Origin of the sequence: Halopseudomonas xiamenensis (assembly GCF_014219065.1) — a bacterium.
Classification (GTDB): Bacteria; Pseudomonadota; Gammaproteobacteria; order Pseudomonadales; family Pseudomonadaceae; genus Halopseudomonas; species Halopseudomonas xiamenensis.
Genome location: NZ_JACLGO010000002.1, coordinates 146143 through 168387, shown reverse-complemented (window position 1 = coordinate 168387; position 22245 = coordinate 146143). Strand labels below are relative to the sequence as shown.

Below are 22245 nucleotides of genomic sequence, written 5' to 3'. Positions count from 1 at the left end.
GAAAGGGCTGTGATCAAGAAAATCCTGATTGCCAACCGCGGCGAGATTGCCGTGCGCATTGTCCGCGCCTGCGCGGAAATGGGCATTCGCTCGGTGGCCATCCATTCGGATGCGGACCGTTATGCACTGCACGTCAAACGTGCAGATGAGTCCTACAACGTCGGCAGCGATCCGCTGGCCGGTTACCTGAATGCCCGCCAACTGGTCAACCTGGCGGTGGAAACCGGCTGCGATGCGCTGCACCCCGGCTACGGCTTCCTGTCGGAAAACGCCGAGCTGGCGCGCATCTGCAGCGAACGCGGGATCAAGTTCATCGGCCCTTCCGCCGAGGTGATCGCGCGCATGGGCGACAAGACCGAAGCGCGCCGCAGCATGATCGCCGCCGGGGTACCGGTGACGCCGGGTACCGAGGGCAACCTGGAGAACCTGGAGCAGGCGCTGAGCGAGGCCGAGCGGGTCGGTTATCCGGTCATGCTCAAGGCCACCTCCGGTGGTGGCGGACGTGGTATCCGCCGCTGCAACAACAAGGAAGAGCTGGAACAGGCCTGGCCACGGGTGATTTCCGAGGCGACCAAGGCCTTCGGCAGCGCCGACGTGTTCCTGGAAAAGTGCATCGTCAATCCCAAGCACATCGAAGCGCAGGTCCTGGCCGACAGCTTCGGCAATACCGTGCACCTGTTCGAGCGCGACTGCTCGATCCAGCGGCGTAACCAGAAGCTGATCGAGATCGCCCCCAGCCCGCAGCTGACTCCCGAGCAGCGTGCCTATATCGGTGACCTGGCGGTGCGCGCGGCGCAGGCAGTGGGCTACGAGAACGCCGGCACCGTGGAATTCCTGCTGGCCGACAACGAAGTCTACTTCATGGAGATGAATACCCGGGTGCAGGTGGAACATACCATCACCGAGCAGATCACCGGGATCGACATCGTCCGCGAGCAGATCCGCATCGCCTCCGGCCTGCCGCTGTCGATGAAGCAGGAGGATATCGAGCACCGCGGCTACGCCATCCAGTTCCGCATCAACGCCGAGGACCCGAAGAACGACTTCCTGCCGTCGTTCGGCAAGATCACCCGCTATTACGCACCGGGCGGTCCGGGGGTACGGGTGGATACGGCGATCTATACCGGTTACACCATTCCGCCCTACTACGATTCCATGTGCCTGAAGCTGATCGTCTGGGCCAACAACTGGGAAGACGCCATGGACCGTGGCTACCGGGCGCTGGACGACATGCACCTGCACGGGGTGAAGACCACCGAACTGTACTACCAGGAGATCCTGAAGAACCCGGATTTCCGCAGTGGCGTGTTCGACACCAGCTTCGTCGATACCCACCCCGAGCTGACCGATTATTCGACCAAGAACAAGCCCGAGGCCCTGGCCCTGGCGATCGCGGGCGCCATCGCCGCCTACGCCGGACTTTGATTTGAGCCGCAGGCCAGACGCCTGCCGCTGATGAGGAATGCACCATGAGCAAGAAAATCAACGTAACCGATACCATCCTGCGCGATGCCCACCAGTCACTGCTGGCCACCCGCATGCGTACCGAAGACATGCTGCCGATCTGCCCGAAGCTGGACCAGGTTGGCTACTGGTCACTGGAAGTCTGGGGCGGCGCCACCTTCGACAGCTGCGTGCGCTTTCTCAAGGAAGATCCCTGGGAGCGCCTGCGCAAGCTGCGCGCCGCGCTGCCCAACACCCGCCTGCAGATGCTGCTGCGCGGCCAGAACCTGCTCGGCTACCGTCACTACAGCGATGACGTGGTCCGCGCCTTCGTCGCCAAGGCCGCGGTCAACGGCATCGACGTGTTCCGCATCTTCGATGCGATGAACGACGTGCGCAACCTGCGCACCGCGATCTCCGCGGTCAAGGCCGCCGGCAAGCATGCCCAGGGCACCATCTGCTATACCACCAGCCCGGTGCATACCGTCGAGCTGTTCGTCGAGCAGGCCAAGACCCTGGAAGCCATGGGAGTGGACTCGCTGGCGATCAAGGACATGGCCGGCCTGCTGACCCCGTTCGCCACCGGTGAACTGGTCCAGGCGCTGAAGGCCGCCACCAGCCTGCCGGTGTTCATCCACTCGCACGACACCGCCGGCCTGGCCGCCATGTGCCAGCTCAAGGCCATCGAGTGCGGCGCCGACAACATCGACACCGCCATCGGCTCCATGGCCTGGGGTACCAGCCACCCGGGCACCGAGTCCATGGTCGCCGCGCTCAAGGGCACGCCCTACGACACCGGCCTGGACCTGGAACTGATCCAGGACATCAGCATGTACTTCCATGAAGTACGCAAGAAGTACCATCAGTTCGAAAGCCCGTTCACCGGCGTGGACACCCGGGTACAGGTCAACCAGGTACCGGGCGGCATGATGTCCAACCTGGCCAACCAGTTGAAGGAGCAGGGCGCGCTGAACCGCATCCAGGATGTGTTCGACGAGATCCCGCGGGTGCGCGAGGACCTCGGCTACCCGCCGCTGGTCACCCCGACCTCGCAGATCGTCGGCACCCAGGCGGTGTTCAACGTGCTGGCCGGCGAGCGCTACAAGACCATCACCAACGAGGTAAAGCTGTACCTGCAGGGTCGCTACGGCCAGGCGCCGGGCACCATCAACCCGGAACTGCAGGTGCGCGGCATCGGTGACGAGGATGTCATCGACGTACGTCCAGCGGATCTGCTCAAGCCGGAGATGGATCGCCTGCGCAACGAAATCGGCAACCTGGCCAAGAGCGAAGAGGATGTACTGACCTTCGCCATGTTCCCGGATATCGGCCGCAAGTTCCTCGAGGAACGCGCCGCCGGCACCCTGGAGCCGGAAGTGTTGCTGCCGATCCCCGATGGCGACAATCGTCCCGCCGCTGCCGAGGGTGTGGCCACCGAGTTCATGATCGACGTACATGGCGAAAGTTACCGTATCGATATCACCGGTGTGGGCGTCAAAGGTGACGGTACCCGCCACTTCTACCTGAGTGTGGATGGCATGCCGGAAGAAGTCGTTCTCGAGGAGCTCAATCAATTCGTCGGCGGCGCGGGCGGCAAGGCGCGGCAGCGCGCTACCCAGCCGGGCCACGTCACCACCAGCATGCCGGGCAACGTGGTCGATGTGCTGGTGGCCGAAGGCGATCAGGTCAAGGCCGGCCAGGCGGTACTGGTCAGCGAAGCGATGAAGATGGAAAGCGAGATCCAGGCTGGCATCGACGGCACCGTCAAGGCCGTACATGTGGCCAAGGGTGATCGCGTCAATCCAGGGGAGATTCTGATCGAGATCGAAGCCTGAACAAAGTGGGGAGCCGGGCGGCTCCCCCGATAACCCGAACCAGCGAGCGTATATCCCATGCCCTACAAGAAGCTGAAAAGTACCGATGATGCCATCATGCAGATCGTGGATGGCTACCGGCACTTTCATGAGGAGGTTTATCCCCAGCAGGAAGAGCTGTTCAAGAAACTGGCCTTCGAACAGACCCCCAAGGCGATGTTCATCACCTGTGCGGATTCGCGCGTGGTGCCGGAACTGATCACCCAGAGTTCCCCCGGCGACCTGTTCGTCACCCGCAACGTCGGTAACGTGGTGCCGCCCTACGGCCAGATGCTCGGCGGCGTATCCACCGCCATCGAATATGCGGTAGTCGCCCTCGGCGTCAAGCACATCATCATCTGCGGACACTCGGACTGCGGCGCCATGAAGGCAGTACTCAACCCTGAACAGCTGCGCAACATGCCCACCGTCCGCTCCTGGTTGCAGCACTCAGAAGTGGCCAAGATCGTGGTCGAGGAAAACTGCAAGTGCGATGGGCACCGGGACACCCTCGGCGTACTCACCGAGGAGAACGTGGTAGCCCAGCTCGGTCACCTGGCGACCCACCCATCGGTGGCATCACGGCTGGCACGCGGTGACCTGTTCATCCATGGCTGGGTATACGATATCGAAACCAGCCAGATCCGCGCCTACGACACCGAGAAGGGCGAGTTCCGCCGCATCGGCGACGGCCCACTGCCGATGGCCACGCCCAAGCCGCGTTACTGACGGTCTGTCGGTGCCGGGATGGCCCCGCGGGCACTTTAGGTTATAATCGCGCGTTTCCGGCCACTGGCCTGCAGTACATCTTGAGCCACGCCATGCCGCGTGGCTCTTTACTTTCAGTCATCAAGAGGCACGAAAATGACCGCACTGGTTGGCGTGATCATGGGCTCCAAGTCCGACTGGTCGACCCTGAGCCATACGGCCGACATGCTGGAGCAGCTGGGCATTCCCCATGAAGTCAAGGTGGTCTCCGCCCACCGCACGCCGGATCTGCTGTTCGACTACGCAGCCCAGGCCGAGCAGCGTGGCATCGAGGTGATCATCGCCGGTGCCGGTGGCGCGGCGCATCTGCCAGGCATGTGCGCGGCCAAGACCCACCTGCCGGTGCTCGGCGTGCCGGTGCAGTCATCCATGCTGTCGGGCGTCGATTCGCTGCTGTCGATCGTGCAGATGCCAGCCGGCGTACCGGTCGCCACCCTGGCCATCGGCAAGGCCGGCGCGGTGAATGCCGCGCTGCTGGCCGCCAGCATCCTCGGCGCCAAGCATCCGCAGTATCATCAGGCGCTGAAAGACTTCCGCACGCAGCAGACCGACACCGTGCTGGATAACCCGGACCCACGTCAGGCTTGAGGGAGCGATCATGAAAATCGGCATCATCGGCGCTGGACAACTCGGACGCATGCTGGCCCTGGCCGGCACCCCGCTGGGACAGCGCTTCGCCTTTCTCGACCCGGCCACCGACGCCTGCGCCGCCGCCTTGGGCGAGCATCTGTGCGCCGACTACGACGACCGCGAGCAGCTGCGGCGCCTGGCCGAGGATGCCGACGTGGTGACCTTCGAGTTCGAGAGCGTGCCGGCAGAAACCGTGGCCTTCCTGGAGCAGTACGTACCGGTATTTCCCAATGCCGAATCGCTGCGTATCGCCCGCGACCGCTGGTTCGAGAAGTCCATGTTCCAGGAGCTGGGCATTCCCACTCCGGCGTTCGCCGATATCCAGTCCCAGGCCGACCTGGAGGCTGCCGTGCAAGCCATCGGCCTGCCAGCGGTGATGAAAACCCGCACCCTCGGCTACGACGGCAAGGGCCAGAAAGTGCTGCGCCAGGCCGAGGATGTGACCGGCGCCTTTGCCGAGCTGGGCAGCGTACCGTGCATCCTCGAAGGCTTTGTGCCCTTCACCGGCGAAGTCTCGCTGATCGCCGTGCGCGGCCGCGATGGCGATACCCGCTTCTACCCGCTGGTCCACAACACCCACGAGCAGGGCATCCTGCGCCTGTCGGTGGCCAGCAGCGGCCATGCACTGCAGGCCCAGGCGGAAAACTACGCCGGACGGGTGCTGGACCGACTCAATTATGTCGGCGTGCTGGCCTTCGAGTTCTTCGAGGTCGATGGCGGTCTGAAGGCCAACGAGATCGCCCCGCGGGTGCACAACTCCGGGCACTGGACCATCGAAGGTGCCGAGTGCAGCCAGTTCGAGAACCATCTGCGCGCCATCGTCGGACTGCCGCTGGGTTCCACTGCCAAGGTCGGCGAGAGCGCCATGCTCAACTTCATCGGCGAGATTCCCCCGGTAGCCAGGGTCACGGCGATTGCCGAATGCCACCTGCATCACTACGGCAAGGCCTTCAAGCCCGGGCGCAAGGTCGGCCACGCCACCCTGCGCTGTGCCGATGCGGCGGTGCTGCAGTCACGTATCGCCGAAGTTCAGGCGCTGATCGACTGATGCTGCGCCTGCTGCTGGCCGCCACGCTGCTCTGCCCCCTGCTGCTGCAGGCCGCGCCCCAGGTGGTGGACTGGCTGGACCTGCTGCCCGAGGAGGATTACCAGGCCATGCTCGACATGCCGGAAATCAGCCATGACTGGGGCGAAGAGCTACCGGGCGACTTCACCAGCAGCCTGCGTGCCGAGGACCGTGACCTGCCCGAGGTGATGTACTCGACCCGCGTGGTCGAGGCCATGCACAACAAGCAGGTGCAGCTGGGCGGCTATCCGGTGCCGCTGGAAACCGATGAACGCGGCCGCTATATCAGCTTCTTCCTGGTGCCCTACGCCGGTGCCTGTATCCATGTGCCGCCACCGCCACCGAACCAGATAGTGCTGGTCGATTATCCCGCCGGCTTCGCCATCAAGGACATCTATCAGCCGCTGTGGCTGACCGGCCTGCTGCAGGTCGACCAGACCAGCAACGCGCTGGCCGATGCCAGCTATCGGATGCAGGCCGAGCAGGTACAGTTGTATCAGGGCGAATAGCCGGTCCACCTATCGCCCACACGGGTGAGCGCTCTGCGACGGGCGTTGGGCTAAGCTCGGCGCCCTGACGACATGCAACGGAGGGCGTGATGGGAGAATTGATTGGCGCACTGGGGATAACTCTGCTGGGGGCGTGGTATGTCCTGCGCTGGCTGCAGGTACGCAAGGTACCTGCCCGGCAGCAGATAGACATGGCGGCCGAGGTGTATCGAACCGGCGATGCCTGGATCATCCGCCGCCGGGTGCAGAATCCGGACTGCAGTGTGGTGGTCATGCACGGCTTCCTGGAAAACCCGCTGTATTTCACCCGCCATTACCAGGACCCGGGCATCGAGCTGATCATGATCGGCAGCGCCGGCTATCACCTGCCGCTGTGTTCGCCCCAATACCGCTCCGCGCCCTGGCCCGACGGCCCGAGCGGAGCTGCCGGTACCATCGCCGGCGATGCACAGGTGCTGAACCTGGCCATGGAGCATCTGGTCAGCAGCGATAATATCCGCGTGCATGGCCACTCCCGCGGTGCGGCGGTCGCCCTGGAGGCGGCACGCCAGCGACCGGAGCTGTTCATCCCGGTGGAAGTGATACTGGAAGCACCGGTACTGCCGCAGGGCCGTCTGTATCGGCCCCCCGCGCGGATTGCCCATTGGCTGCTGCCGCTGGTTCATCTACTATGGCAGCGCAAGCCGGGCCTGCTGCTGGCCAATCCGGTCTGGGGTCCACTGCATGATCCGTATAAGCGCGAGCTGCTCATGGCCCTGCCATTCAATGCACAGTCCAGTGAGGTGCTGATGACCAACCTCGACGACCTGTCCGCGTGGATGCGCAGCACTGGTGCGGATATCTACCGCCACGTGCGCCGTGGGGCGGTGCTGGTGCCGGGCGGGGATCGTGTGCTGGACAGCGAGGCCATGCTCGACAGCGCCCGGCAGGCGGAGAACCTGCAGATCATCGAAGTGCCTGACGGCAGCCACTTCGTATTGCTGGATAACCCTGAGTCGATACCGCCGTTGATCCGGAACCGTTAGCACGCCACCTACGGTGCTCCGCAGCAACGCGGCTGATGCTGAAACGGAAGCCAACCCTGATGTCCTATAGCTTCGAGCCGATTGGCGTGGTGCATTCCTGTTTTGCCGAGAAGTTCGCCATACCCCGTCAACCGCGGCTGGCACCGGCGGCCAGCGGTGTACTGGAGCTGTTCCCCCCCTATGACAAAGCCGAGGCCGTGGCAGGCCTGGAAGGTGTCAGCCACCTGTGGCTGCTGTTCGTGTTTCATGCTGCCGGCCATGGCCAGCAGCACCTGCGGGTACGTCCGCCACGGCTGGGGGGCAACCGGCGTATCGGCGTGTTCGCCAGCCGCGCCACGCACCGTCCCAACCCCATCGGCCAGTCGGTGGTCAGGCTCGATGCGATGGAGGCCGGACGGCTGTACATCTCCGGTATCGACCTGCTGGATGGCACACCGGTGCTGGATATCAAACCCTACGTGCCCTATGCCGATGCGCTGGATGATGCGCACAACAGCCTGGCCGATGCCGCGCCGCCACAACTACCGGTGAGCTGGACCCCGGCGGCACTGCAGCAGGCCCAGCAGCAGGCCCAGCGCCTGCAGCAACCGGTAGTCGCGCTGGTCGAACAGTGCCTGGCGCAGGACCCCAAGCCGGCCTATCAGCAACCGGATGCGGCACGCCAGTATGGTGTGCAGTTCTGGGATATCGATGTGCACTGGCGTTACCCCGAGCCCGAGCGTATCGAGGTGGTAGCCGTGGAGCAGCGCCATGCTTGACCTGGGCCATGTTGCGCTGATGCTGGTCGCCGCCGGTATCGGTGCCTGGATCTGGCGCGGACTCGGTCTGCGCGACCGCGCCCTGCGCATCGCCCGGCAGCATTGCCGGCAAGCCGGGGTGCAGTTGCTGGATGAGAGCGTCGCCCTGACCCGCCTGCGCCTGGGTCGTGGCCGGCATGGCCGACCCGGAATCAAGCGCCGCTACAGCTTCGAATTCAGCGTGACCGGTGAGCGGCGCTATACCGGCTTCGTCGAGCTGCATGGCGATACGCTGTTGAAGATCGAACTGGCTCCGCATCCGTTTCCCGGCGAGCCGCCGCAGGACAACGTGCATTATCTTCAATAGCCAGTCAGTTATTAAACCCTGATACTCATATTACTTTTCGTTCCACGTGGAACAACCATGCCCATGCTGCAACAGATTCCCACCCATTTGCTTGCCGGCTCGCTGGGCGCGGGCAAAACCAGTCTGCTGCGTCAGCTGCTGGCGCAGCGGCCCCAGCAGGAACGCTGGGCGCTGCTGATCAATGAGTTCGGCCAGATCGGCATCGACGCGGCACTGCTGGATACTGGCAGCGGAACCGGTGTGCAACTGGCGGAAGTCGCCGGTGGCTGCCTGTGCTGCGTCAATGGGCTACCATTCCAGGTAGGCCTCGGCCGGCTGTTACGTGCGGCCCGACCGCAGCGGATATTTATCGAAGCCTCGGGCCTGGGCCATCCTGCCGCGCTGTTGCAGCAATTGGCGGCGCCACCCTGGCAGGGCGTGCTGGCCCTGCAGCCGCTGGTCATGGTGCTGGATGCCGCGGCCATGGCCGCCGGCGCAGAACTGCCAGCAGCACAGCAAGAGGCCCTGCCCCAGGCCGGCCTGCTGCTGATGAACAAGTCCGCCGGGCTCGATAGCCGGCAACGCCAGCAGCTGGCCGACAAGCTGCCCGGGATACCACTGCATTGGAGCGAGCATGGCGCGCTGCCACTGGCGGCGCTGCCCGGTCACCCCGTATCCACCGCCGGCGCCACCCTGCCGCCGTCAGCTCCATCGCTCTCCATGCCGACGCTCTGGCGTTCGCAGGACCATTGGCTGCGCCAGGCAGGGCAACAGGACGACGCCTACAGTCTCGGCTGGCGGATGCACCCGGCCCAGCGTTTCTCGCGGGCACGACTGGAACACTGGCTGGGCCGCTTTGCCTGGCAGCGGGCCAAGGGCATAGTGCATACCGATGCCGGCTGGCTTAGCTTCAATGCCCTGCCCGGCGCGGCCATGGACTGGCGACCGAGCCCCTGGCGCCGGGACAGCCGCATCGAGTTGATCTGCACCAACCGGCCCGATGCCGCACAGCTGGAGCACGACTTGCGGGCCGCGCTGCAGAACGATTAAGGTGATGGCCTTTTACAGGGATTGTCTTCATGAAGCATCCAAAACACCTGGTGCCAGCGCTGATCCTGCTGGGAATCAGCACCGCGGCGCTACCGGCGGCCTGCCTGATCGAGTCCAATGACGACCAGTTGCCAATTCGCCTGTGCCAGCAGAACATCAACATTCCACCCCAGCTGTTCGCGGACAGTTTCTGCCAGCCGCAGATTGCCGAACGCAGCTTCGATGTCAGTTTCATGGAGCAATGCCCGGCGGGCGCCTACGGCATTTGCGACAATGCCCAGAGTGAAGGGGTCGGCTACCGCCAGGCGATCCACTACTACAGCGATCCCGGCGACCAGCCGGTGCTGCAGGCCTATTGCGAGCAGTTCAGCCAGGGCCAGTGGCGCACGCCCTGAGCACGCCGTTCAGTAGCGCGGGGGCGGTAGGGATGGCCGGTCGGCCAGATCGAGCTGGTCGCCGGTCTGCAGGCCGAGTTGCGCGGCGGTACCCGGTGGCACTTCGATGACGAAACGCAGCGCCCGTTCGGCCTCATAGATGACGCACGGCGGTGCATCGCAGGGCGGTACCTCGGCAAATATCTGAACCAGCCGGGCATTCTCGTCGACAAACAGCAGATCCAGCGAAATCCGCATGTTGCGCATCCAGATCGCCGGCCGGGTACCCTCGGGAAAATCGAACAGCATGCCCGTGCCGGGTGCCAGTTCACTGCGCCCCATCAGACCCTGCCGGCGACTATCCGGGTCGGCCACCAGCTCCAGCTGATAGGACTGGCCGGCCAGCCTGGCCTGCACCAGCGTCTGTGCCTGCAAGGGCAGCACCATCCCCAGGCACAACACCATGATCCAGCGTGCCAGCATCAAAGTTTTTCCTTGAGTAGATTCTGATAGACCATGTTGCTCAGGTACAACCTGTCCCCTTCCCCGAGATTGACGAATTCGACCCCGGTGGTGACCTGATCGGCATCCTGGACGATGGTACGCACCAGGCCTTGCAGGTTGAGATAGATCTCGGCACCGCCGGGATTGATGCGAAACGCCAGCCTGATCTCCTCGCCGGAGGCGGCAATCGGTTGCACCGAGACCATACGTGCGCCACCGGGGCTCAGGTCGACTATCCGCGCCGCGCTCTGCCAATTGTCATGGGTCACCGCACAGACCAGATCCACCGGCACCCGCGCGGAACTGCGAATACGCATGGTCTGGACCTCTTCCGGCCAGGCCAGGTGCAGATAGGCGAACGGCGCCAGATTGGATTTCAGCACCCGGGTACTGTAGCCCACCGCGTCCTTGCCGACAAAACCGCGTACCAGAAAGCGCTGGCCCTCCTTGATGAACACCAGCCGCCCATTGACCTTGGGTGCGGTAACCAGCAGGCTGATCGGCGCATGATAACCGATCATGCGCACCTGGTAGCGCTCGCCCTGGCCGGCACCGGGCAACTGCAATTGCAGCATGTCGCCAGGCGACAGCAGCATCTGCGACAGGCTGACCGGCGGCGGGGCCTCAGCCGGGGCCTCGCTGCGCCGATACAGCCCCTGCTCGAACAGCCTGGCCAATGCCGGACCCTGCTCGATACGCTGGCCCTGGCGCAACAGCAACTTGCCGCTGGCATCGAGCAGATCCCAGGGCAGGGGTTCATCGAACGCCAGATCTTTGGGGTTGAGCCGTTTCAGGGACACGCCAGGTATTCTCCGCAGGGCCTGTGGTGCAGGCAATGTAGCAGACACGATATCACCATGCCATTACACAGAGCACTCTGTGGATCATTCACTGTCGATAGATATCCTCGCGGGTCCAGGGCACGTGATGGCTGCCATCGGCAAAGGGTTTGACCGCCAGGATCTGGTGAATGTTCATCCAATTACGGCGGAAGCCGTAGGCGCAGCCGGCTAGATAGATACGCCAGATACGCAGCGCCTTGTCCGAGACATACTGCCGTGCCTGTTCCAGGTGCTGCTCCAGGTTGCTGCTCCAGTGTTCCAGGGTGCGCGCGTAGTGCACCCGCAGCCCTTCGACGTCGAGGACCTCGAAGCCCTGGTTGCTCATGCTGGCAATCGCCATCGACAGATGCGGCAGCTCGCCATGCGGGAACACATAGCGGCCGATGAACTTGCCCGCGCCTTGGCCAACTTGGCGGCCATCCACATACTTGGCGGTGATACCGTGGTTCATCACCAGCCCGCCCGGTTTTACCTGCTGATAGAGAATGCGGAAGTAGTCATCCAGATTGGCATGCCCGACATGTTCGAACATGCCGACACTGACCACCTTGTCGAAATCCTCCCGACCGGGCAGGTCGCGATAATCGAGCAGCTCCAGGGTCACCCGCTGGCCCAGGCCAGCTGCTTCGCTACGCGCCTGGGCCAGTTCCAGCTGCGCCTTGCTCAGGGTGATGCCATGCACCTGAACATCGTAGAAGCGCGCCGCATGACGGGCCAGGCCGCCCCAGCCGCAACCAACGTCCAGCAAACGTTCACCGGGTTTGAGCCGCAGCTTGCGGCACAGATGATCGAGTTTCTGGATCTGCGCGGTGGCCAGGCTGTCCTCGGGGTTGCGGAAGTAGCCACAGGAGTAGACCATCTGCGGGTCCAGCCACAGGGCATAGAAGTCATTGGACAGGTCGTAGTGGTAGGAAATCGCCTCGGCATCCATCTGCTTGTCGTGCTCGGTGCGCTCGACCGGTGGCGCAGGCGTCTCGCCGATCAGGCCCTTGCTCAGGCGATCGGCGACCTCGATGACATCCATGATATTGCCCTGAATATCCAGCCGCTGATCGATATAGGCCTCGCCGAGCTTGTCCAGCGTCGGCTGCTGCATTTCCTGCAACAGCCCCAGATCATTTATCTGCAGGGTGACGCGTGGATCGGGGGCCAGGTCGAGCGTGGGGCCACCCTTGACGACCACTCGCAAGGGCAGTTGCAGTGTGCCCAATGTTTCTGAAAATTGCGCAAACATCCGTCCTCTCCTGTGTCCAGCGGTCAAGACTCAAACCACTATAGGACACGGCAGAGGAGTTTGCCTGTTACTCCGGCCTGGCTTGCCGGGTCGGCCGCTTCCAACCTTCGACATTACGCTGGCGGGCACGGGCCACGCCGAGGGTGGCATCGGGGATATCCTGGGTGATGGTCGAGCCGGCCGCCGTGGTAGCCTGGTTGCCGACCGCTACCGGCGCCACCAGCGCGGTGTTGGAGCCGATGAAGGCACCGTCGCCGATACGGGTGACGAACTTGTTCACACCATCATAGTTGCAGGTGATGGTGCCGGCGCCGATATTCGCGCCCTTGCCCACCTCGGCATCGCCGACATAGGACAGGTGATTGATCTTCGAGCCGGCGCCGAGCACGGTCTTCTTGGTCTCGACGAAGTTGCCGACCTTGGCTCCGGTGTGCAGCACGGTACCCGGCCGCAGGCGCGCATAGGGGCCGACGTCGCAATCGGCACCCACCTCGGCACCGTCCAGGTGGCTGAACGCCTTGATCACGCTGCCGGCCTTGATCACCGAGTCGCGGATCACGCAGTTGGATTCGATGACCACGTCGTCCTCGATCACCACCCGACCTTCCAGTACCACGTTGACATCGATGCTGATATCCCGGCCGATGGTCACCTCGCCACGCACATCCAGCCGTGCCGGATCGGCCAGCGAGGCGCCCTGGATCATCAGCCGCTCGGCCTCGCGCCGCTGCCAGCCACGCTCGAGCACCGACAGCTGCTGGCGATTGTTGGCCCCCATCACCTCCAGCTCGTCACCCGCCTGGGCCACCTGCACCGGCACCGCCTGGCTGACCGCCAGGGCCACCACGTCGGTCAGGTAGTACTCGCCCTGGGCATTGTTGTTGGACAGGCTCGACAGCCAGCCGGCCGCCTGGCTGCCCGGCAGCACCATGATGCCGGTATTGCCCTCGTTGATCAGCAACTGCTCAGCGCTGGCATCCTTCTGCTCGACGATCGCCTGCACCTGGCCGGCCTGGTCGCGGATGATGCGGCCGTAGCCGGTGGGATCCTGCATCACCACCGTGAGCATGCCCAATGCCTGGTTGCCCGCCTGTTGCACCAGCCCCTTCAGTGTCTCCACCTGCAGCAGCGGCACATCACCGTAGAGCACCAGCACCTGATCGGCACCACTGATATGCGGCAGCGCCTGGGCCACCGCATGTCCGGTACCCAGCTGCTCGCTCTGCAGTACCCAGTTCAGGTCGGCTGCATTCAGTGTCTGGCGTACCCGTTCGGCGCCATGGCCGATGACCACATGAATCCCCTGCGGCAACAGCGCGCGAGCGCTGTCGATCACATGTTCCAGCATCGGCTTGCCCGCGACCGGGTGCAGTACCTTGGGAAGTGCAGAACGCATGCGGGTGCCCTGTCCGGCGGCGAGGATGACGACGTGGAGATTCATGAAAAATAGTCCTGGAAATTGCTTGGGGCTTGGATGATAGAAGCAGACAACTGCGACCTGCAACTAGACAAAGGGGATGGCAAGTCGTTCCAGACGGATACAAGGTATCTGAACATGCTAACCACGATAATGAACAGCGGCGAGCAGGTATGCCCTGTGCTGACCGTTTGATGGCAGGGATGCCATCAACGAGCCTACATGGACGTATTCACGGCGTGTCAGCACAGGGCATACCTGCTCAGAGCGTCCACACCACTATCTGACAAAAAAGACACAAAAAAGGCAGCCTAAGCTGCCTTTTTCATTACCGGTTGTTCAGCGCCGGTCCGCCGTACTTCTTGCGCAGTTCCTGCACGGTGCGCAATTGGGCTGCGGCTTCGGCGAGACGGGCGGAGGCCGAACCGTAGTCGAACTCGGCGCCTTTCTCGTTGAGAGCCTTTTCCGCGGCCTGCTTCGCTTCTTCCGCAGCTGCCTGGTCGATGTCGCCGGCGCGGATGGCCGTGTCGGCGAGCACCTTGACCATGCTCGGCTGAACCTCCAGGAAGCCACCGGAGATGTAGAACACCTCTTCGGACTTGTCCTGCTTGATCACCCGAACCGGGCCCGGCTTGAGATCGGTCAGCAGCGGCGTGTGACCGGGCAGAACGCCGATGTCACCCATGTTGCCGTGTGCCACGACCATCTCGACCAGGCCGGAAAACAGCTCTTCTTCCGCGCTTACGATATCGCAGTGCACTGTCATAGCCATTCAAGTTGCCTCGGTTCTGCGCCCGCTTGCGCGGGCGCGGCCCATTACATGTTCTTCGCTTTCTCTACCGCTTCGTCGATGGTGCCGACCATGTAGAAAGCCTGCTCCGGCAGGTGATCGTAATCACCGTTCAGGATGCCCTGGAAGCCACGGATGGTTTCCTTCAGGGACACGTACTTGCCAGGCGCGCCGGTGAAGACCTCGGCCACGTGGAAGGGCTGCGACAGGAAGCGCTGGATCTTACGAGCGCGGGCTACCAGTTGCTTGTCTTCCTCGGACAGCTCGTCCATACCCAGGATGGCGATGATGTCCTTCAGCTCCTTGTAGCGCTGCAGAACATACTGTACACCGCGGGTCACGTCATAGTGCTCCTGACCGATGACCAGTGGGTCCAGCGAACGGCTGGTGGAGTCCAGCGGATCAACCGCAGGGTAGATACCCAGGGAGGCGATGTCACGGCTCAGTACCACGGTCGCGTCAAGGTGAGCGAAGGTGGTGGCCGGCGACGGGTCGGTCAGGTCATCGGCTGGTACGTATACCGCCTGGATCGAGGTGATCGAGCCAGTCTTGGTGGAGGTGATGCGCTCCTGCAGAACACCCATCTCCTCGGCCAGGGTCGGCTGATAGCCTACCGCGGACGGCATACGACCCAGCAGGGCGGATACTTCGGTACCGGCCAGGGTATAGCGGTAGATGTTGTCGATGAACAGCAGTACGTCCTTGCCTTCCTCACGGAACTTCTCGGCCATGGTCAGGCCGGTCAGGGCAACGCGCAGACGGTTACCCGGCGGCTCGTTCATCTGGCCATAGACCATCGCAACCTTGTCCAGAACGTTGGAGTCCTTCATCTCGTGGTAGAAGTCGTTACCTTCACGAGTACGTTCACCAACACCAGCGAACACGGACAGACCGCTGTGCGCCTTGGCGATGTTGTTGATCAGCTCCATCATGTTCACTGTCTTGCCCACGCCGGCGCCGCCGAACAGGCCTACCTTGCCGCCTTTGGCGAAGGGGCAGACCAGGTCGATGACCTTGATGCCGGTTTCCAGCAGGTCGGTGCCGCCAGCCTGTTCGGCATAGCTCGGCGCCGCGCGGTGGATGCCCCACTGCTCGTCACAGGCTACCGGACCGGCTTCGTCGATCGGCTCGCCCAGTACGTTCATGATGCGGCCCAGGGTGCCCGCACCTACCGGTACGGCGATGGCGCTGCCGGTGTTGTTCACATCCAGGCCACGCTTGAGGCCTTCGGTGCTACCCATGGCGATGGAACGGACGATGCCGTCACCCAGCTGCTGCTGGACTTCCAGGGTGGTTTCCGCGCCGACGACTTTCAGCGCGTCATAGACGTTCGGCACCTGATCGCGCGGAAATTCCACGTCGATGACGGCACCGATGATTTGAACGATACGTCCGCTACTCATTGTTGGTTCCTCTAAGTGGTATGAAACCGTTTCGTCTTGCCGACCGCATTAAACCGCGGCGGCGCCGCCGACGATTTCCGAAATTTCCTGGGTGATCGCAGCCTGACGTGCCTTGTTGTAGATCAGCTGCAGGCTGTCGATGATATCGCCCGCATTGTCAGTCGCATTCTTCATCGCGATCATCCGTGCCGCCTGTTCGCTGGCACTGTTCTCGACGACTGCCTGGTACACCTGGGATTCGATGTAACGTTTCAGCAGACCATCCAGCAGCCCCTGGGCATCCGGCTCGTACACGTAGTCCCAACGCTCCTGCAACTGCTCGGTGTCCGAAGGCACCAGGGGAATCAGTTGCTCCACCTTGGGCTTCTGCACCATGGTGTTGACGAACTCGTTGGAGACCAGGTACAGGCGATCGATACGCCCCTCGTGGTAGCCGTCAAGCATGACCTTGACGCTGCCGATGAGGTCGCTCAACGCCGGCTTCTCGCCCAGGTTGCTGATTGCCGCGACAACATTGCCACCGTAGCTGCGGAAGAACGCAGCACCCTTGCTGCCGATCACGCACAGCTCGGTTTCGACGTTACGGTCACGCCACTCTTTCATGTTTGTTACCAGTGCCTTGAACAGGTTGGTGTTCAAGCCACCGCAAAGACCACGATCCGTGCTGACCACGATATAACCAACCCGTTTGACTTCACGCTCCTGCATGAAGGGGTGGCGATATTCGGGGTTGGCATTGGCCAGATGGCCAATCACCTGACGAATCCGCTCAGCGTAGGGACGGCTGGTCGCCATGCGCTGCTGTGCCTTGCGCATCTTGCTGACCGCCACCTTTTCCATGGCGCTGGTGATCTTCTGAGTACTCTTGATACTCGAAATTTTACCGCGAATCTCTTTTGCGCCTGCCATGTCACACCTTTCAGGTTAGCCCGTGGCCGTATCGCACGAAGCGGGACACGGCCATGCCGTATCCCGCCCTCGGCTTACCAGCTTTGGGTCGCCTTGAAGTTCTCGATGCCAGACTTGATACCGGCTTCGATCTCGTCGTTGTAGTCGCCCTTCTCGTTGATCTTGGCGAGCAGGTCGGCCTTCTCACGCTTGAACCAGGCCAGCAGGGCAGTCTCGAACGCGCCGACCTTATTGATCTCGACGTCGGTCAGGAAGCCCTTCTCGGCAGCGTACAGGCTGATGGCCATTTCGCCGACCGACATCGGAGCATACTGCTTCTGCTTCATCAGCTCGGTAACGCGCTGACCATGCTCCAGCTGCTTGCGGGTCGCTTCGTCCAGGTCCGAGGCGAACTGGGCGAATGCCGCCAGTTCACGGTACTGGGCCAGCGCGGTACGGATACCACCGGACAGCTTCTTGATGATCTTGGTCTGTGCCGAGCCACCAACCCGCGATACCGACACACCGGCGTTGACCGCAGGGCGGATACCGGAGTTGAACAGGTCGGACTCCAGGAAGATCTGGCCGTCGGTGATCGAGATCACGTTGGTCGGAACGAAGGCGGATACGTCACCGGCCTGGGTTTCGATGATCGGCAGGGCGGTCAGGGAACCGGTCTTGCCTTTCACTTCGCCGTTGGTGAACTTCTCGACGTACTCTTCGGACACGCGCGATGCGCGCTCCAGCAGACGGCTGTGCAGATAGAAGACGTCACCGGGGTAGGCTTCACGGCCCGGCGGACGACGCAGCAGCAGGGAGATCTGACGGTAGGCAACGGCCTGCTTGGACAGGTCGTCGAACACGATCAGCGCATCTTCACCGCGGTCGCGGAAGAACTCGCCCATGGTGCAACCGGAATACGGTGCCAGGAACTGCAGGGCAGCGGATTCGGAAGCCGAGGCGGCAACGATGATGGTGTTGGCCAGAGCGCCGTGCTCTTCCAGCTTGCGTACCACGTTGGCGATGGTCGACTGCTTCTGACCAACCGCGACGTAGACACACTTGATGCCGCTGTCCTTCTGGTTGATGATCGCGTCGATCGCCATGGCGGTCTTGCCGATCTGGCGGTCGCCGATGATCAGCTCACGCTGGCCACGACCGATCGGGATCATCGCGTCGACCGATTTGTAGCCAGTCTGTACCGGCTGGTCGACCGACTTACGCCAGATAACGCCAGGCGCTACCTTTTCCACCGCGTCAGTCAGTTGCGCATTGATCGGACCCTTGCCATCGATCGGGTTGCCCAGTGCGTCAACCACGCGGCCCAGCAGTTCCGGACCAACCGGCACTTCCAGGATGCGGCCGGTGCACTTGGCTTCCATACCTTCGGCCAGGGTCAGGTAGTTACCCAGGATAACGGCACCGACGGAGTCCTGCTCCAGGTTCAGGGCCATGCCGTAGACGGCACCGGGGAACTCGATCATTTCGCCGTACATTACGTCAGCCAGGCCGTGGATGCGCACGATACCGTCAGAAACGCTGACGATGGTGCCGACATTACGGGCCTGGGTGTTCACATCGAGCTTCTCGATGCGCTGCTTGATTATTTCGCTAATTTCGGAAGGATTCAGTTGCTGCATGCCATGTCCCTCAAATCAGGATTTCAACGCCTCGGCCAGCTTTGCAAGCTTGCCGCGGACCGAACCGTCGATGACCAGGTCACCCGCACGAATCAACACACCGCCAATGAGGGCCGGGTTGATGGTCACATGAGGAGTTACTGTGCGGTCTAACCGCTTGGTTAAAGCGGTCGCCAGCGTTTTCTGTTGATCGTCAGTCAGCTCGAAGGCGGATTCCACCTCGACGTTGATGCTGCGATCGTGTTCCGCCTTGTACTGCTCGAAGAGCTCGGCGATGTCCGGGATCAGGAGCAGACGATCGTTCTCGGCCAGAGTCCGGACAAAGTTGCCGAACTCGGGAGTAACACGACCTTCGCACACCAGAAGCAGATCATCGGCCTTGCGCTCGCGGGTCAATGCCGGATCACCCATCCTCTCGACAAAAACCGGATCGGCGACTACAGCGGCTGTCAGAGCCAGCATGCCAGACCAGGCATCCAGGGCAGCAGCAGAGGTAGCAAACTCGAAAGCAGCTTTTGCGTAAGGCCGAGCTAGCGTAGTGATTGTAGCCATGCTCGCCTCGCTTAGAGTTGTGAGGCCAGTTTGTTGACCAGCTCACTGTGGGCCGCGGAATCCACCTCGGACTCCAGGATCTGCTCGGCACCCTTGATCGCCAGCGCGGCAACCTGGGCCCGGAGTTGATCCCTGGCGCGGTTCATTTCCTGTTCGATTTCAGCTTTGGCAGCTGCAATCAGACGTTCACCCTCGGAACGTGCCTGCTCTTTGGCTTCCTCGACAATGAGGGTGGCACTCTTGTTCGCCTGCTCGAGGATCTGAGCAGACTGTTCCTTGGTCTCACGCAGGGTCTGGGCGGCTTTTTCCTGGGCAAGGCTCAGGTCGCGCTGGGCGCGGCCAGCCGCATCCAGGCCTTCGGCGATTTTTTTCTGGCGTTCCTGCATGGCGCGGGTAACCGGCGGCCATACGAATTTCATGGTAAACCAGACAAAAATAGCGAAGGCAATCGTTTGACCAAACAGCGTCAGATTAATATTCACAGCGATTTACCTCGTGCTATTTCATTGAGTCCTGGGGACAAGATCGACGCGGCAGGACCTGTGTCCTGCCGTTCATCGTTACCAGTCGATTAACCGGCAACACCAGGTGCAACAACGAAGATCAGGTACATCGCGATACCAACGCCGATCATCGGCACGGCGTCGAGCAGACCGGCCATCAGGAAGGTCTTGGTTTGCAGCTGCGGAGCCAGCTCAGGCTGACGGGCAGTGGATTCCAGCAGCTTGCCACCGAGGATGGCGAAACCGATACCGGTACCCAGGGCGCCCAGACCGATCATGATAGCGGCAGCGATGATAACGAGTTCCATAATTACTCCTAAGATCAAGGTTGTAGTTCAAGTTTATCGTTGGTTGAACACGGTTCCGGCTGCTTAATGATGATCCTCATGCGCAGCGCTCAGATACACCACAGTCAGCACCATGAAGATGAAGGCCTGCAGCGGAATTACCAGAATATGGAAGATTGCCCACGGCACATTGAGTGCCCATTGCACATAGAAGGGCAGCAGCGCAATCAGGATGAACACCACCTCGCCGGCATACATGTTGCCGAACAGACGCAGTGCCAGGCTCAGCGGCTTGGTCAGCAGGCCGAGCACTTCCAGGAACAGGTTGAACGGAATCAGCGCCCAGTGGTTGAACGGGGTCAGGGTCAGTTCCTTGGTGAAACCACCCACGCCCTTGATCTTGATGCTGTAGTAGATGATCAGCGCGAATACGGCGATGGACATGCCGAAGGTCGCATTCGGATCAGTGGTCGGGACGATCTTGAAGTAATCCAGACCCAGCGCCATGCCCAGGCCGGGAATGTAGTCCACCGGGATCCACTTCAGCGAGTTCATCAGGAAGATCCACACGAAGATGGTCAGTGCCAGCGGTGCGATCAGCGGGTTACGGCCGTGGAAGGTGTCCTTGACGATGCCCTGGACGAATTCGACGACGATTTCAACGAAGTTCTGCAGGCCGCTGGGGGTGTAGACGGTGGCGCGGCTGGCAACGAAGCGGAACAGGCCGATGAAGATCAGGCCCATGAAGATCGACCAGCCCAGGGTGTCCACATGAAACGCCATGAAGCCCATGTCGGCTGCCTCGGAACTGGTCCGGGCGAGGGTCCAGGTGGTTTCTTCGACGATGCTGCCGTCGGCACGCTGGTAACCTGCCGGCAGCTTGCCGAAGGTGAGGTTTTGCAAGTGGTGCTGAATATATTCAGCTGATGTAGTTGCCATATTTGCCTCAGACACTAATGCTTTGGAAAGCCTCTGACGATCAGCAGTGCGCTGGCTCCTGTGGCCAGCACCGCCAGGTAGCCGCCGAACACGGCCGCCACATCCAGCGGTTTCACTCCAAGCCACACTGCAATGAACAGTACGGCCGTCAATATCAGTTTGCCTGCCTCACCGGAGTAAAACTCCCCGACGATGGCGCGGGCCGAACGGGCACCGCTGTAGCGGTACACCCGGAAGGCGAAATAACTGTTGGGGATCAGCGCCACGAGTCCCCCCAACAAACCTGAGTAGCCGGCTATCCAGCCCTGGAAAAACCACAGGACGAGCGCTACTGCCAAGGTCACGATCAGTTGCAGAAACAACACCGGGAAGGCGGGAGTTCGATGAAAGGGGGACTTGTTGGGCGTTCGTGCGTCCATTCAGACCCTCATGGCATTCCCGTCGACTTCAACCGCGTTTTCTGCAACACACTGGTGCATTTTGCCCAGTCAAAATAGCGCGAGGAGTATAGGTGGATTATGTAGTCGATTCAACTACAGCGGTTGATTTCCGTGGTGCGCCGCAATGTCGCAGTTGTTACTTAATGTGCATGAGCACGCCGTCCAGTTCATCCAGCGAATTGTAGTTGATGACCAGCCGGCCCTTGCCCTTGGCACCATGCTGGATCTTCACCTCGGCGCCGATGCGCTCGGCCAGATCCTGCTGCAGGCGTTCTATGTCCGGATTGGCCCGGACGCTGCCGGCATCGCGGCGCGGATTCAGCCATTGCCGGACCAGTGCCTCGGTCTGGCGCACGGTCAGGCCGCGCGCCACCACCTGGCGGGCGGCTTCGGTCTGCTGCTCGGCGGGCAGGCCGAGCAGGGCGCGGGCATGGCCCATTTCGATATCACCGCGTTCGAGCAGCAGTTTCACGTCATCGGGCAGGGACATCAGGCGCAACAGGTTGGTGATGGTCACCCGGGACTTACCCACCGCATCGGCGACCTGCTGCTGGGTCAGCTCGAATTCCTGTTGCAGGCGCTGCAGAGCGATGGCTTCCTCGATCGGGTTGAGGTCTTCGCGCTGGATGTTCTCGATCAGCGCCATGGCAATGGCGGCTTCGTCCGGCACCTCGCGGATCACTGCCGGAATGCTGTCCAGGCCGGCCTGCTGGGTGGCCCGCCAGCGCCGTTCACCGGCGATGATCTCGTAGCGGTCACCCTCGATCGGCCGCACCACGATCGGTTGCATCACGCCCTGGGCCTTGATCGAGTCGGCCAGTTCTTCCAGCGCCTGGGGGTCCATGTCACGGCGCGGCTGATACTTGCCGCGCTGGATCAGATCGACCGGCAGATCACGCAATTGCTGATCCTGACTGCCTTCGCTCTTCTCGTTGGTATTGGCCTGCCCCAGCAGTGCGTCCAATCCCCGTCCCAAGCCGCGTTTCTTGACCGCCATGCCTGTCC

Annotated in this window: 25 protein-coding genes; 11 read left to right on the top strand and 14 right to left on the bottom strand. The window is 62.2% G+C overall.

Annotated elements, in window-relative coordinates; genetic code table 11:
* The first annotated feature begins 9 nt into the window (after positions 1-9).
* The 11 genes from H6X51_RS02160 (at position 10) to H6X51_RS02110 (ending at position 9822) form a co-directional block, all read left to right on the top strand.
* A complete protein-coding gene (locus H6X51_RS02160) occupies positions 10-1425 on the top strand; it encodes an acetyl-CoA carboxylase biotin carboxylase subunit (protein WP_185265878.1) in 1416 nt (471 codons plus the stop codon).
* Positions 1426-1469: 44 nt separating this feature from the next.
* The gene (gene oadA, locus H6X51_RS02155; protein WP_185265877.1) at positions 1470-3278 is read left to right on the top strand and encodes a sodium-extruding oxaloacetate decarboxylase subunit alpha; all 1809 of its coding nucleotides are present in this window, start codon (positions 1470-1472) and stop codon (positions 3276-3278) included.
* A 57-nt stretch (positions 3279-3335) separates the two neighbouring features.
* Entirely contained in the window at positions 3336-4025 is a 690-nt protein-coding gene (locus H6X51_RS02150) for a carbonic anhydrase (protein WP_185265876.1), read from the top strand.
* Between the two features lie 135 nt (positions 4026-4160).
* A complete protein-coding gene (purE, locus tag H6X51_RS02145) occupies positions 4161-4652 on the top strand; it encodes a 5-(carboxyamino)imidazole ribonucleotide mutase (RefSeq protein ID WP_185265875.1) in 492 nt (163 codons plus the stop codon).
* A 10-nt stretch (positions 4653-4662) separates the two neighbouring features.
* Entirely contained in the window at positions 4663-5742 is a 1080-nt protein-coding gene (locus H6X51_RS02140) for a 5-(carboxyamino)imidazole ribonucleotide synthase (RefSeq protein ID WP_185265874.1), read from the top strand.
* A 2-nt stretch (positions 5743-5744) separates the two neighbouring features.
* Complete coding sequence (locus H6X51_RS02135) at positions 5745-6269, top strand: DUF3299 domain-containing protein (protein ID WP_456237517.1); 525 nt, start codon at positions 5745-5747, stop codon at positions 6267-6269.
* A gap of 89 nt (positions 6270-6358) precedes the next feature.
* Entirely contained in the window at positions 6359-7294 is a 936-nt protein-coding gene (locus tag H6X51_RS02130; protein WP_185265872.1) for an alpha/beta hydrolase, read from the top strand.
* 59 nt (positions 7295-7353) lie between these two features.
* Positions 7354-8052, top strand: coding sequence for a tRNA (N6-threonylcarbamoyladenosine(37)-N6)-methyltransferase TrmO (tsaA, locus tag H6X51_RS02125; RefSeq protein WP_185265871.1), 699 nt, complete (start codon positions 7354-7356; stop codon positions 8050-8052).
* The gene (locus H6X51_RS02120; RefSeq protein ID WP_185265870.1) at positions 8045-8398 is read left to right on the top strand and encodes a DUF3301 domain-containing protein; all 354 of its coding nucleotides are present in this window, start codon (positions 8045-8047) and stop codon (positions 8396-8398) included. The genes tsaA and H6X51_RS02120 overlap by 8 nt, the downstream gene beginning before the upstream one ends.
* 63 nt (positions 8399-8461) lie before the next feature.
* The gene (locus H6X51_RS02115) at positions 8462-9427 is read left to right on the top strand and encodes a CobW family GTP-binding protein (RefSeq protein ID WP_185265946.1); all 966 of its coding nucleotides are present in this window, start codon (positions 8462-8464) and stop codon (positions 9425-9427) included.
* A gap of 29 nt (positions 9428-9456) precedes the next feature.
* Positions 9457-9822: an NADH:ubiquinone oxidoreductase gene (locus H6X51_RS02110; RefSeq protein ID WP_185265869.1), complete on the top strand. Its 366-nt coding sequence runs from the start codon at positions 9457-9459 to the stop codon at positions 9820-9822.
* A gap of 9 nt (positions 9823-9831) precedes the next feature.
* On the opposite strand, the gene H6X51_RS02105 is transcribed toward H6X51_RS02110, so the two are convergent.
* The 14 genes from H6X51_RS02105 to H6X51_RS02040 form a co-directional block, all read right to left on the bottom strand.
* Complete coding sequence (locus tag H6X51_RS02105) at positions 9832-10284, bottom strand: DUF192 domain-containing protein (protein ID WP_185265868.1); 453 nt, start codon at positions 10282-10284, stop codon at positions 9832-9834.
* Complete coding sequence (locus tag H6X51_RS02100; RefSeq protein WP_185265867.1) at positions 10284-11105, bottom strand: flagellar brake protein; 822 nt, start codon at positions 11103-11105, stop codon at positions 10284-10286. Before H6X51_RS02100 ends, H6X51_RS02105 begins: the two co-directional genes overlap by 1 nt.
* A gap of 88 nt (positions 11106-11193) precedes the next feature.
* Positions 11194-12381, bottom strand: a complete 1188-nt coding sequence (cfaB, locus tag H6X51_RS02095) for a C17 cyclopropane fatty acid synthase CfaB (RefSeq protein ID WP_185265866.1) — start codon at positions 12379-12381, stop codon at positions 11194-11196.
* A gap of 67 nt (positions 12382-12448) precedes the next feature.
* Positions 12449-13822 carry a bifunctional UDP-N-acetylglucosamine diphosphorylase/glucosamine-1-phosphate N-acetyltransferase GlmU gene (glmU, locus tag H6X51_RS02090; protein ID WP_185265865.1) on the bottom strand — a complete coding sequence of 458 codons (1374 nt, stop codon included), beginning with the start codon at positions 13820-13822 and terminating at the stop codon, positions 12449-12451.
* Positions 13823-14126: 304 nt separating this feature from the next.
* The gene (locus tag H6X51_RS02085; RefSeq protein ID WP_185265864.1) at positions 14127-14570 is read right to left on the bottom strand and encodes a F0F1 ATP synthase subunit epsilon; all 444 of its coding nucleotides are present in this window, start codon (positions 14568-14570) and stop codon (positions 14127-14129) included.
* A gap of 44 nt (positions 14571-14614) precedes the next feature.
* Complete coding sequence (gene atpD, locus H6X51_RS02080; RefSeq protein ID WP_185265863.1) at positions 14615-15991, bottom strand: F0F1 ATP synthase subunit beta; 1377 nt, start codon at positions 15989-15991, stop codon at positions 14615-14617.
* A gap of 48 nt (positions 15992-16039) precedes the next feature.
* Positions 16040-16900 carry a F0F1 ATP synthase subunit gamma gene (atpG, locus tag H6X51_RS02075; RefSeq protein WP_185265862.1) on the bottom strand — a complete coding sequence of 287 codons (861 nt, stop codon included), beginning with the start codon at positions 16898-16900 and terminating at the stop codon, positions 16040-16042.
* A gap of 74 nt (positions 16901-16974) precedes the next feature.
* Entirely contained in the window at positions 16975-18519 is a 1545-nt protein-coding gene (atpA, locus tag H6X51_RS02070) for a F0F1 ATP synthase subunit alpha (RefSeq protein WP_185265861.1), read from the bottom strand.
* 15 nt (positions 18520-18534) lie between these two features.
* A complete protein-coding gene (locus H6X51_RS02065; RefSeq protein ID WP_185265860.1) occupies positions 18535-19071 on the bottom strand; it encodes a F0F1 ATP synthase subunit delta in 537 nt (178 codons plus the stop codon).
* Between the two features lie 11 nt (positions 19072-19082).
* On the bottom strand, positions 19083-19553 hold the full coding sequence (locus tag H6X51_RS02060) for a F0F1 ATP synthase subunit B (RefSeq protein WP_185265859.1): 471 nt from the start codon (positions 19551-19553) through the stop codon (positions 19083-19085).
* 89 nt (positions 19554-19642) lie between these two features.
* Positions 19643-19882 carry a F0F1 ATP synthase subunit C gene (gene atpE, locus H6X51_RS02055; RefSeq protein WP_185265858.1) on the bottom strand — a complete coding sequence of 80 codons (240 nt, stop codon included), beginning with the start codon at positions 19880-19882 and terminating at the stop codon, positions 19643-19645.
* A gap of 63 nt (positions 19883-19945) precedes the next feature.
* The gene (atpB, locus tag H6X51_RS02050; protein WP_185265857.1) at positions 19946-20800 is read right to left on the bottom strand and encodes a F0F1 ATP synthase subunit A; all 855 of its coding nucleotides are present in this window, start codon (positions 20798-20800) and stop codon (positions 19946-19948) included.
* A 14-nt stretch (positions 20801-20814) separates the two neighbouring features.
* Positions 20815-21219 (bottom strand): F0F1 ATP synthase subunit I, encoded by a 405-nt coding sequence (locus H6X51_RS02045; RefSeq protein ID WP_185265856.1) that lies wholly within the window; start codon positions 21217-21219, stop codon positions 20815-20817.
* 157 nt (positions 21220-21376) lie between these two features.
* Positions 21377-22237, bottom strand: coding sequence for a ParB/RepB/Spo0J family partition protein (locus H6X51_RS02040; protein ID WP_185265855.1), 861 nt, complete (start codon positions 22235-22237; stop codon positions 21377-21379).
* Positions 22238-22245: the final 8 nt, after the last annotated feature.